The following is an 11,687-nucleotide window of genomic DNA, read 5'->3' as shown; positions in this document are numbered from 1 at the left end:
GTGCTGATCCAGCAGATGCGGCGGGCGGGCTTCCTCAAGCTCGACGTCCAGGCGATGGACTGGGGTGCCGTCGTCGTCCGCCGCGCCAAGAAGGACCTGCCGGCCCAGGGCGGCTGGAACATCTTCGTCACCGGCACGACGGTGCTGAACTCGTCCAACCCGGTCACCAACGCCTGGATCGCCATGAGCTGCGAGAAGGCCAATGTCGGCTGGCCGTGCAACGCCGACTTCGAGCGGGTCCGTCGGGACTGGGGACTGGCGCAGACGATGGAGCAGCGCAAGACGATCGCGGTCGACCTGTCGCGTCGCATCTACGACCAGGTTCCGTTCGTCACCTTCGCGCAGTGGCTGAGCCCCGTCGCCTACCGCGAGGACCGGATCTCCGGCGTGATCCCGGTGCCGAGCGTGCCGGTGATGTGGAACATCGAGAAGAAGTGACCCGCGCGGGCGGTCCCCCGGCATCGGCGGGGGTACCGCCTCTATATTTTTAGGGTGAACGAACCCATCTTGTTCGCCAACCACGACGAACGACGGGGTGGCAAACCGGGATGCGGGTCTCGCGGCGACTGATCTATCTCCTCGGCGCTGCGGCGCTCGCCGCCGCGGCCGTCGTCGCCGCCGGACAGTTCCGGGGACCTCCGGCCGGCATGGCGGCGGTGGCGCCGGGCGATCCCGCCCCCGTGCGCGCCGCGGCGGTCGAGACGGCGGTGGCAACGACGGGGGCGATGATCGACGACATCGCCGTGGTCGGCTCGCTCCAGCCGTCGGAATCGGTCGTCGTCCAGCCCGAGATCGCCGGCCGCATCGTCCGTTTCGGCTTCCGCGACGGGGCCGAGGTGCGCCGGGGCGACCTGCTGGTCGAGCTCGACCCGGCCATCCTCCGGGCCGAGTTGGCCAAGGCCCGCTCCGACCTCGTGCTCGCGCGCACCAACAGCGACCGGGCGAACCAGCTCGCCAGCCAGGGGACCGGCACGCTTCGCGCCCGCGACGAGGCGCTGGCCGTGCTCCAGGCCGCGCAGGCGAACTTCGAGCTCGCCCAGGCCCGGCTGGAGCGCAGCGAGATCCGGGCCCCCTTCTCCGGCATCGTCGGCCTGCGGCGATACAGCATCGGCGCCTACGTGGCGCCCGGCGACGGGATCGTCGATCTCGCCGCCGTCGACCCGGTGCGGGTGGATTTCCGCATCCCCGAGCTCTTCCTCTCCGCCATCCGCACCGGGCAGCGGGTCGCGGTGTCGGCCGACGCCGTGCCCGGCCGCGCGTTCGACGGCACGATCTACGCCATCCATCCCGTCGTCGACGAGAATGGCCGCGCGCTTCGCCTGCGCGCCACGCTGCCCAACCCGGACGGCAGCCTCCGACCGGGTCTCTTCGTGCGCATCCGGGTCGTCGTCGAGGAGCGGCCCGATGCGGTGCTGGTGCCGGAGGCGGCGGTGTTCCCGGTCGAGGGCGGCAAGTACGTCTATCGGCTGGACGGCGACCGCGCGGTGCTGACCGAGGTCCGCCTCGGCCGGCGCAAGCCGGGGCTCGTCGAGATCGCGTCCGGCCTGGCCGCGGGCGAGGTCGTGGTCACCGCCGGCCACCAGCGGCTGCGCGACGGCGCCCCGGTCGTCGTCGTCCGACGCGACGACGCCCGCCCCCCATCCGGCGGCGGCAGCCGCGGATGAACTACCGCTTCTTCGTCGAGCGTCCCGTCTTTGCCACGGTCACCAGCCTGATCGTCCTCCTCGTCGGCCTCGTTTCGTTCCTTCAGCTCACGGTCCGCGAATACCCGAACATCGACGAGCCCATCGTCTCGGTGCGCACCAGCTATCTCGGCGCCTCGGCCCAGATCATCGAGACCCAGGTGACCCAGGTGCTCGAGGATTCGATCGCCGGCATCGAGGGCATCGAGACCATCACCTCGTCGAGCCAGCCCGAGCTCAGCAACATCACCGTCCGCTTCCGGCTCGGCATCGACCCCGATGTCGCGGCAAGCGACGTGCGCGACCGCGTCGGACGGGTCCGCGGACGTCTGCCCGACGAGATCGAGGAACCGATCATCGCCAAGGTCGAGGCGGATGCGCAGGCGATCATCTACATCGCCTTCACCAGCGACCGGCAGCCGACCATCGAGATCAGCGACTATGCCGACCGCTTCGTGAAGGACCGGCTGCAGACGCTGCCCGGCGTGTCGGAAGTGCGCATCTTCGGCGAGCGGCGCTACGCGATGCGCATCTGGCTCGATCGTGCGCGGCTCGCGGCCTACGAGCTGACGGTCCAGGACGTCGAGGCGGCGCTCGGCCAGCAGAACGTCGAGATCCCTTCCGGCCGCATCGAGAGCCTGGACCGGGAATTCACCGTCCTCTCGCGCACCGGCCTCGCCACGCCGGAACAGTTCGAGCGGATCGTCGTCAAGGATGCGGGCGGCATGCCGGTGCGCATACGCGACGTCGGCCGGGTCGAGCTGGGGCCGACCGACGAGCGCCGGACGACGCGCTTCGACGGCCGGACGGCGATCATCCTCGGCATCGTCAAGCAGGCGACGGCCAACCCCCTCGACGTGTCGAGCGGCCTGCGCCGGATGCTGCCGGACCTCGTCGCCTCGCTTCCCGACGGCATGAACGCCACGGTCTCCTACGACCGCTCGGTGTTCATCGAGCGGTCGATCGCCAGCGTCTACACCACCGTCGTCGAGGCGATCCTCCTCGTCGTGCTCGTCATCCTCTTCTTCCTGCGCTCGGCCCGGGCGACGCTGATCCCGCTCGTCACCATCCCGGTCGCCCTCGTCGGCGCCTGCACCCTGCTCTACGCCTTCGGCTTCTCGATCAACACGCTGACCCTCCTGGCGATGGTGCTGGCGATCGGCCTCGTCGTCGACGACGCCATCGTCGTGCTCGAGAACGTCCATCGCCACGTCGAGGCCGGCATGCGTCCGATGGCGGCGGCGATCCAGGGTATCCGCGAAATCGGCGGCCCGGTGGTGGCGATGACGCTGACGCTGGCGGCCGTCTATGCGCCCGTCGCCTTCACCCCGGGCCGCACCGGGCGGCTCTTCACCGAATTCGCGCTGACGCTGGCCGGGGCCGTTCTCGTCTCCGGCTTCGTCGCCCTCACGCTGACGCCGATGATGTGCTCGCGACTGCTCGGCGCGCACGAGCGGCACGGGCGGCTCTACACGCTGCTCGAACGGGCCTTCGATGCCACGACCCGGGGCTACCGGCGGTCGCTGGCGGCGGGGCTGAACGTCCGGCCGCTCGTCCTCCTCCTCGGCCTCGGCATCGCCGCCGCGAGCGGGCTGGTCTTCGCCCAGCTCCGCTCCGAGCTGGCGCCGACCGAGGATCGCGGCGTCATCTTCACCGCCGGCACCGCGCCCGAGGGCGCGACGATCGACTACACCAGCCGCTACGGCCGCCAGCTCGAGGCGATCCTGGACGGGGTGCCGGAGATCGCGCACCACTTCGTCATCGCCGGCTCGCGGGCCGTCAACGAACTGATCTCCTTCTCGACGCTCCGGCCCTGGGACGAACGGGAGCGGCGGCAGCAGGACCTGACCGCCGAGTTGCAGCCGCGGCTGCAGTCGATCGCCGGCGTCCGCGCCTCCGCCAACAACCCGGGCTCGTTCGGCCAGAGCGCGCGCGACAAGCCGATCGAGTTCGTCCTCCAGACCTCGGAGAGCTATGCCCGCCTGAAGGCGCATGTCGACCGCCTGCTCGCCGTGGCGGGCGACTGGCCGGGTTTCGTCAACATCGACAGCGACCTCCGCCTCGACAAGCCGCAGATCGAGGTCGAGGTCGACCGCGACCGGCTGGCCGACGTCGGCGCCGGCGTCGCCACCGTCGGCCGCACGCTGGAGAGCCTGCTCGGCGGCCGCCAGGTCACCCGATTCAACCGCAACGGCGAGCAGTACGACGTCATCGTCCAGGTCGAACCGGAGGGCCGGCGGACGGCGGACGATGTCGGCGGCGTCTATGTCCGCGGCCATGGCGACCGGCTGATCCAGCTCTCGAACCTGGTGACGGTGACCGAGACCGTCTCGCCCAAGGAGCTCAACCGCTTCAACCAGTTCCGCTCGGCGACGATCACTGCCAACCTCGCCCCCGGCTACACCATGGGTGAGGGGCTGGCGGTCCTGGAGCAGGCGGTGCGCGAGCACCTGCCGCCCTCCGTCCGGTTCGACTATGGCGGCCAGTCGCGCGCCTTCAAGGAGGCCGGCAGCAGCCTGCTGGTGGTCTTCGGCCTGGCGCTGGTCTTCATCTATCTCGTGCTGGCGGCCCAGTTCGAGAGCTTCGTCGACCCCTTCATCATCATGCTGACTGTCCCGCTGTCGATCGCCGGCGCGATCTTCGCCATGCGCCTGACCGGCGGCACCCTCAACGTCTACAGCCAGATCGGCCTGGTGACGCTGATCGGGCTCATCACCAAGCACGGCATCCTGATCGTCGAGTTCGCCAACCAGCTCCGCGAGCGCGGCGCCGGGAAGGTCGAGGCGGTGGTCGCCGCCGCCGCGCTCCGCCTGCGCCCGATCCTGATGACGACGGGCGCCATGGTGCTGGGCGCCCTGCCGCTGGCGCTGGCGACGGGGGCCGGCGCCGAGAGCCGTCAGGCGATCGGCTGGGTCATCGTCGGCGGGCTCGCGATCGGCACGCCCCTCACCCTCTACGTCGTCCCGGTCGCGTATCTCTACCTGTCGCGCGCGCGCCGCCGGACGGCCGCGCCCGAGGCCGCCGTGCCGCACGCCGCGGAATAGAGGTTGCCCCGGGGCCGGCCCCATCTTTAGGTTCCCCGGCACCGATCCATCCACCCTCACGGAGACTTCGATGAGAGCGACGCTCGCCGCAGCGTTCCTGGCCACCACCGCGCTGGCCGGCGCCGTCATGCCGGCCCAGGCGCAGAAGGTGATCCGCGCCACCATGCACGCCGACGTGCGCACCCTCGACCCGGTGTGGACGACGCAGACGATCGCGTCGATCCACGGCAACATGATCTTCGACCGGCTGTTCGCCAGCGACGGCGACCTCAATCCGCAGCCGCAGATGGTCGACAAGTGGAGCGTCAGCGCCGACAGGAAGGTCTACACCTTCACGCTCCGCGACGGGCTCAAGTTCCACGACGGCACCCCGGTCACGACCAAGGACGTGATCGCCTCGATGAAGCGCTGGGGTGCGCGCGACGGCGCCGGCAAGATCCTCTTCGGCTACACCGAGGATCTCGTCGCCAAGGACGACAAGACCTTCGAGTGGCGCCTGAAGGAGCCCTACGGCCTGGTCATCGAGACGCTCGCCAAGACCGGGACCAGCCTGCCGGCGATCATGCGCGAGAAGGAGGCGATGACCGACCCCTTCCAGCAGGTCAAGGACATGGTCGGCTCGGGCCCCTTCATGTTCAAGGCGGACGAGTGGGTGCCCGGCTCGAAGACCGTCTACACCAAGTTCCAGGACTACGTGCCGCGCAAGGAGCCGCCGTCCGGCCATGCCGGCGGCAAGGTCGTCAAGGTCGACCGCGTCGAGTTCGTGTGGCTGCCCGACCCGCAGACCCAGCAGTCGGCGCTGGTCGCCGGCGAGATCGACTTCCTGGAGGCGCCGCAGGTCGACTTCCTGCCGATCCTGGAAGCCACGCCGGACGTCAAGCTGTTCAACCATCCGGCCTCGGGCTCGATGGGGATCATCGGCATCAACCATCTCCACCCGCCGTTCAACAACGTGAAGGCCCGGCAGGCGCTGTTCCACATCCTGCACATGCCGGACTTCCTCAACACCTTCATCCCCGACAAGAAGCTGCAGAAGCTCTGCTACTCCTACTTCGGCTGCGGCACGCCGATGGAGACCGATGCCGGCGCCGAGGCCTACAAGGCGCCGAAGGACTACAAGAAGGCCGAGCAGCTCTTCAAGGAAGCGGGCTACAACGGCGAGCCCATCACCATCCTGCACGCCACGGACCATTGGTACATCAACCCGGCCAACCTGGTGATGATCCAGCAGCTCCGTAAGGCGGGCTTCCTCAAGCTCGACGTTCAGGCGCTGGACTGGGGCTCCGTCGTCGCCCGGCGCGCCAAGAAGGACCCGCCGGCCCAGGGCGGCTGGAACCTCTACATCACCGGCACCTCGATCGTGACCTCGGCCAACCCGATGACCCACGTCGCCATCGGCATGGGCTGCGAGAAGGCGTGGTTCGGCTGGCCCTGCGATGCCAAGTTCGAGCAGCTCCGTCGCGACTGGGTGGCCGCCCCCGATCTCGCCGCCCGCAAGGCGGTCGCGGTCGAGCTGTCGAAGCGCGCCTACGACCAGGTGCCCTACATCTCGTTCGCGCAGTGGAGCAACCCGTCGGCCTATCGCTCGGATAAGCTGTCCGGCATCGTTCCGGCCCCGGGCTTCCCGATCATGTGGAACGTCGAGAAGAAGTAGCCGCCTTGCCCCCCCGCGACCGCCGGGTCGCGGGGGGGCGCCCTTCCGCAATCGTCGCCCCCGTCGCGCCATGGCCGCCGCCATCGCCCAGGATCCAGGCATTCGCATGACGGCGACGGCCGCCGATGCCGAACGTCGGGACGACGTGCCCCCGGCCCCGCCGGACCAAGGCCCTTGCCCTCGGCTCGCCCGCTGGGCTCTATTGGGCCGACCAAACGAGAAGGTGCCGCCGCAGCGGCGCCCCGGCAGGCAGGGCATGGTGGGGCGAACGCCCGTCAACGACCGAGGAATGCGGCGGCGCAACCTGTGTGCGCATGCGGCCTTCGGTGCGCCCATACGTAGCGAAGTCCCGGAGACCATTGGGCTTTTCCGGAGATGGCACGCTTTTCGCTGTTCAACCGGCGCGCCATTCCGCTACAGGATGCCATCGCCGTCCGGCGCTGAAAAAAGCAGCAGTCGGCCCCAATCCCAGAGAGCGCTCGATGCCATGAAGGTCGATCGATGACCGCCTACATCATCCGCCGACTGTTCGCGACCATCCCCGTCATGGTGGTGGTGGCGCTGTTCGTGTTCCTGCTCCTGCACCTGACGCCGGGCGACCCCGCCGCGATCATCGCCGGCGACGACGCGACGCCCGCCGAGATCGAGGGCGTGCGCCGGCGCCTCGGGCTCGACCTGCCGATCTGGGAGCAGTTCGTCATCTATGCCTGGAACCTGCTGCGCGGCGATCTCGGCACCTCGATCTTCTCGAACCTGCCCGTCACCACGCTGGTGGCCCAGCGCCTGGAGCCGACGGTCGTGCTCGCCGTCTCGACCCTCCTGGTCGCCGTCGTCTGCGCCATCCCGCTGGGTGTGGTCGCCGCCTGGAAGGCCCGCACCATGGTCGACCGCATGGTCATGGGCTTCTCGGTGCTGGGCTTCGCGGTGCCGGTGTTCCTGGTCGGCTACGTCCTCATCTACTTCTTCTCGATTGAGCTTCGCTGGCTGCCGGTGCAGGGCTACCGCCCGCTCTCCCAGGGCCTCGACCAGACCTTCCGCTCGGTCGTCCTGCCGGCGATCGCCCTCGGCACCACCTACATGGCGCTGATCGCGCGCATCACCCGCGCCAGCATGCTGGAGGTCCTCTCCGAGGACTATATCCGCACCGCCCACGCCAAGGGCGTCACGACCAAGTCGGTGCTGCTGCGGCACGCCCTGAAGAACGCCGCCGTCCCGATCGTCACCGTCATCGGCCTCGGCATGGCGGCGCTGATCTCGGGCGTCGTCATCACCGAGACCGTGTTCAACATTCCGGGCCTCGGCCGCCTCACGGTGGACGCGATCCTGAAGCGCGACTACCCGATCATCCAGGGCCTCATCATCATCTTCGCGGGCACCAAGGTGCTCATCAACCTGATGATCGACATCAGCTACACCTTCTTCGATCCCCGGATCCGGTACTAGGGAGGCAGGACCGATGGCCACCACCACCGCCGGCGCCGCCGCCCCGCGCGTGCGATCGCGCAAGGGCCCGATCGCCTGGGTGCGGCGCAACCCGACCATCACGGTCGGCGCCGCGATCCTCCTCGCCCTCGTCGTGCTCGCCTTCATCGCGCCGCTGATCGCCGAGGACCCGCTCTCCTTCGAGCCGGCAAACCGGCTGAAGCGGCCGTCCGAGACCTTCTGGTTCGGCACCGACCAGTTCGGCCGCGACGTCTACAGCCGCGTCGTCTACGGCACCCGCATCTCGCTCGCGGTCGGCATCAGCGTCGCCATCCTGGCGACGGTGATCGGCCTCACCATCGGCGTGCTCTGCGGCTTCTACAAGCGCGTCGACGCCATCGTCATGCGCATCATGGACGGGCTCATGTCGATCCCGTCGATCCTGCTCGCGATCGCCCTCATCACGCTGATGAAGGCGAGCCTGACGATCGTCATCATCGCCATCACCATCCCCGAGATCCCGCGCGTCGTGCGCCTCGTCCGGTCGGTCGTGCTGTCGGTGCGCGAGATGCCCTACATCGAGGCGGCGATCGCGGCCGGCACCCGCAACCTCGTCATCATGTGGCGGCACATCCTGCCGAACACGCTGGCGCCCCTGATCGTGCAGGCGACCTACGTCTGCGCCTCGGCGATCCTGACCGAGGCCGGCCTGTCCTTCCTCGGCGCCGGCACCCCGCCCGAGATCCCGAGCTGGGGCAACATCATCTCGCTGGGCCGGACCTTCTTCCAGATCTCGCCCTGGATCATCTTCTTCCCCGGCATCTTCCTGGCGATCACCGTGCTCGCGATCAACCTGGTCGGCGACGGCCTGCGCGACACGCTCGATCCGCGCATCGCCCGCCGCATGTGAGGACAGGAACCCGACACCGATGACCACTCCCGTCCTCTCCGTCTCCAACCTCACCACCTCGTTCCTGACCGAGGGCCAGTGGCGCCCGGTCGTCCGCAACGTCTCCTTCGAGGTCGCGCCGCAGGAGACGGTGGCGATCGTCGGCGAGTCCGGCTCCGGCAAGAGCGTCACCGCGCTCTCGATCATGCGCCTCATCCCCGAGATGAACGGCCGGATCGAGGGCAAGGTGGTGCTGGCCGGCACCGAGCTGACGAGCCTGCCCGAGCACCGCATGAAGAAGATCCGCGGCAACGACGTCGCGATGATCTTCCAGGAGCCGATGACCAGCCTGAACCCGGTGCTGACCATCGGCTTCCAGATCGCCGAGGCGCTGATCGGCCACCAGGGCATGTCGCGCCGGGAGGCCGAGGCCGAGACCATCCGGCTGCTCGAGAAGGTGCGCATCCCGGCCGCCAAGTCGCGCTTCCACGAGTACCCGCACCGCTTCTCGGGCGGCATGCGCCAGCGCGTGATGATCGCCATGGCGCTCGCCTGCAAGCCCAAGCTGCTGATCGCCGACGAGCCGACGACGGCGCTCGACGTCACCATCCAGGCGCAGATCCTCGACCTCATCAAGGTGCTGCAGGACGAGGAGGGCATGTCGGTCCTCTTCATCACCCACGACATGGGCGTGGTGGCCGAGATCGCCGACCGCACGATCGTGATGTTCAACGGCGAGCAGGTCGAGAAGGGCCGGACCGAGGACATCTTCGCGCGGCCGCAGCATCCCTACACCAGGGCGCTGCTGTCGGCGGTGCCGCGGCTGGGCTCGATGGAAGGGCACAAGCGGCCGATGCGCTTCCCCGTCGTCGACACCAAGACCGGCCTCTCGGACGTCCCGACCGAGGTGCCGGACACGGTGGCGGTGGCCGAGCGCCCGGTCCTCGAGGTCGCCAACCTGACGACCCGCTTCGACATCCGCTCGGGCCTGTTCAGCAGCGTCACCGGCCGGGTCCATGCCGTCGAGAACGTCTCCTTCAGCCTGCTCGCCGGCGAGACGCTGGCGGTGGTCGGCGAATCCGGCTGCGGCAAGTCGACCACCGGCCGCTCGATCCTGCGCCTCGTCCAGCCCAACAGCGGCTCGGTGCTGGTCGACGGGCAGGACGTCATCGCCATGGACGACGCGGCGCTGCGCGAGGCGCGCAAGCGCATGCAGATCATCTTCCAGGACCCGTTCGCCAGCCTCAACCCGCGCATCCCGGTCGGCGAGGCGATCGCCGAGCCCCTGATGGCCCACCGCATGTGCTCGGCCGCCGAGGGCCGCGACCGGGTGGCCGACCTGCTGCGCCGCGTCGGCCTGCAGCCGGACATGGCGGTGCGCTACCCGCACGAGTTCTCGGGCGGGCAGCGCCAGCGCATCTGCATCGCCCGCGCGCTCTCGGTCGGGCCGAAGCTGATCGTCGCCGACGAGGCGGTCTCCGCGCTCGACGTCTCGATCAAGGCGCAGGTCATCAACCTGATGCTCGACCTCCAGGTCAGCCTGCGCCTCGCCTACCTCTTCATCTCGCACGACATCGCCGTGGTCGAGCGCGTCGCCCACCGGGTCGCCGTCATGTATCTCGGCGAGATCGTCGAGATCGGCCCGCGCGAGGCGGTGTTCGGCAATCCGCAGCACCCCTACACGCGCAAGCTGATGGCCGCCGTGCCGATCCCCGATCCGGCCCGCCGCGGCACCAAGCGCGGCATCTCCAACGACGAGATCCGCAGCCCGGTGCGCGCGCCGGACTACGTGCCGCCGGTCCGCCAGTACCGCGAGGTCTCGCCCGGGCACGTCGTCCAGGTCTGGGGACCGGAGTGGGAGGACAAGTCCGCCCCGGCCTCGCAGGCGGCCTGAGTCCGGCGATGACGGCCGACACGGGCGGCTGGCCCCGCTGGGCCAGCCCCGCCGACGCCGGCTGGTCGGCGGACGGCATCGCCGCGGCGCTGGCCTACGCCGCCACCATCGACACCGCGGCGCTGATGCTGGTGGCGGGCGGCCGCGTCGTCTTCGCCGACGGCCGCGTCGCCGACCGCTTCAACGGCCACTCGATCCGCAAGAGCCTGCTTTCGGCGCTCATCGGCATCCACGAGGCGGAGGGCCGGATCGACCTCGAGGCGACGCTCGCCGCCCTCGGCATCGACGACCGCCAGGGCCTGACCGAACGCGAGAAGCTGGCGACCGTCCTCGACCTCCTCTGCGCCCGCTCCGGCATCTACCACCCGAGCGGCTACGAATCGCCCTGGATGGTGTCGATCAAGCCGGCCCGCCACAGCGCCGGCCCGGGCACCACCTGGTGCTACAACAACTGGGACTTCAACGCGCTCGGCACGATCTTCCGGCAATGCACCGGCGCCGACATCTTCGCCGACTTCGCCGCCCGCATCGCCGGCCCGCTCGACATGGAGGACTTCCGGCCGGAGGTCGACGGCAGCTATGTCGACCTGCCGGACTCGGGCCACCCGGCCTATCCCTTCCGGATGACGGCGCGCGACCTGGCGCGGTTCGGCCAGCTCTTCCTCGACGACGGCTGCCATGACGGCCGCCGCCTGCTGCCCGAGGGCTGGGTCGAGGCGAGCACCGCGCCCGTCTCCGAGGCCGGACATTCCGGCGCCTACGGCTACATGTGGTGGGTCGCCCGCCAGGGCGTCTTCTACCCGCATGTCCGGGTACCGGAGGGAACCTATGCCGCCAAGGGTGCGGGCGGCCATGTCGTCCTGGTGATGCCGGCGCTGGGCGCCGTCCTCGTCCACCGCGTCGACACCGACCAGCCCGGCCGCGCCGTCTCCCGCGGCCAGTTCGGCCGCCTTCTCCGCCTGCTGCTGAAGGCGGCGCCGCGATCCTGACCCGCGAGCGGGGGGGGGGCCGGGGGGGGGGGGCGCCCCCCCCCGCCCCCCCCCCCCCCCCGCGGCCCCCCCCCCCCCCCCCCCCCCCCGGCGGGGGCCCCCCCCCCCCCCCG

Annotated in this window: 7 protein-coding genes and 1 pseudogene; all 8 read left to right on the top strand. The window is 70.0% G+C overall.

From position 1 onward, the window contains the following. A pseudogene (locus ACE3Q3_RS20020) lies at nt 1-438 on the top strand (ABC transporter substrate-binding protein); the annotation flags it as partial. Nucleotides 439-548: 110 nt separating this feature from the next. Then, nucleotides 549-1,664, top strand: coding sequence for an efflux RND transporter periplasmic adaptor subunit (locus tag ACE3Q3_RS20015; protein WP_374449010.1), 1,116 nt, complete (start codon nt 549-551; stop codon nt 1,662-1,664). Beyond that, nucleotides 1,661-4,726, top strand: coding sequence for an efflux RND transporter permease subunit (locus ACE3Q3_RS20010; protein ID WP_374449009.1), 3,066 nt, complete (start codon nt 1,661-1,663; stop codon nt 4,724-4,726). The genes ACE3Q3_RS20015 and ACE3Q3_RS20010 overlap by 4 nt, the downstream gene beginning before the upstream one ends. A 70-nt stretch (nt 4,727-4,796) precedes the next feature. Further along, nucleotides 4,797-6,380, top strand: a complete 1,584-nt coding sequence (locus ACE3Q3_RS20005; protein WP_374449008.1) for an ABC transporter substrate-binding protein — start codon at nt 4,797-4,799, stop codon at nt 6,378-6,380. A gap of 501 nt (nt 6,381-6,881) precedes the next feature. After that, nucleotides 6,882-7,823, top strand: a complete 942-nt coding sequence (locus tag ACE3Q3_RS20000) for an ABC transporter permease (RefSeq protein ID WP_374449007.1) — start codon at nt 6,882-6,884, stop codon at nt 7,821-7,823. A 13-nt stretch (nt 7,824-7,836) separates the two neighbouring features. Next, complete coding sequence (locus ACE3Q3_RS19995) at nt 7,837-8,712, top strand: ABC transporter permease (RefSeq protein ID WP_374449006.1); 876 nt, start codon at nt 7,837-7,839, stop codon at nt 8,710-8,712. A 19-nt stretch (nt 8,713-8,731) separates the two neighbouring features. Beyond that, entirely contained in the window at nt 8,732-10,585 is a 1,854-nt protein-coding gene (locus ACE3Q3_RS19990; protein ID WP_374449005.1) for an ABC transporter ATP-binding protein, read from the top strand. Between the two features lie 8 nt (nt 10,586-10,593). Then, nucleotides 10,594-11,574 (top strand): serine hydrolase domain-containing protein, encoded by a 981-nt coding sequence (locus tag ACE3Q3_RS19985; RefSeq protein ID WP_374449004.1) that lies wholly within the window; start codon nt 10,594-10,596, stop codon nt 11,572-11,574. Nucleotides 11,575-11,687 lie beyond the last annotated feature (113 nt).

The organism is Allostella sp. (assembly GCF_041913585.1).
Classification (GTDB): domain Bacteria; phylum Pseudomonadota; class Alphaproteobacteria; order ATCC43930; family Allostellaceae; genus Allostella.
Note: the sequence above shows the minus strand (reverse complement) of the source record. Positions and strands in the feature narration are given on the sequence as shown.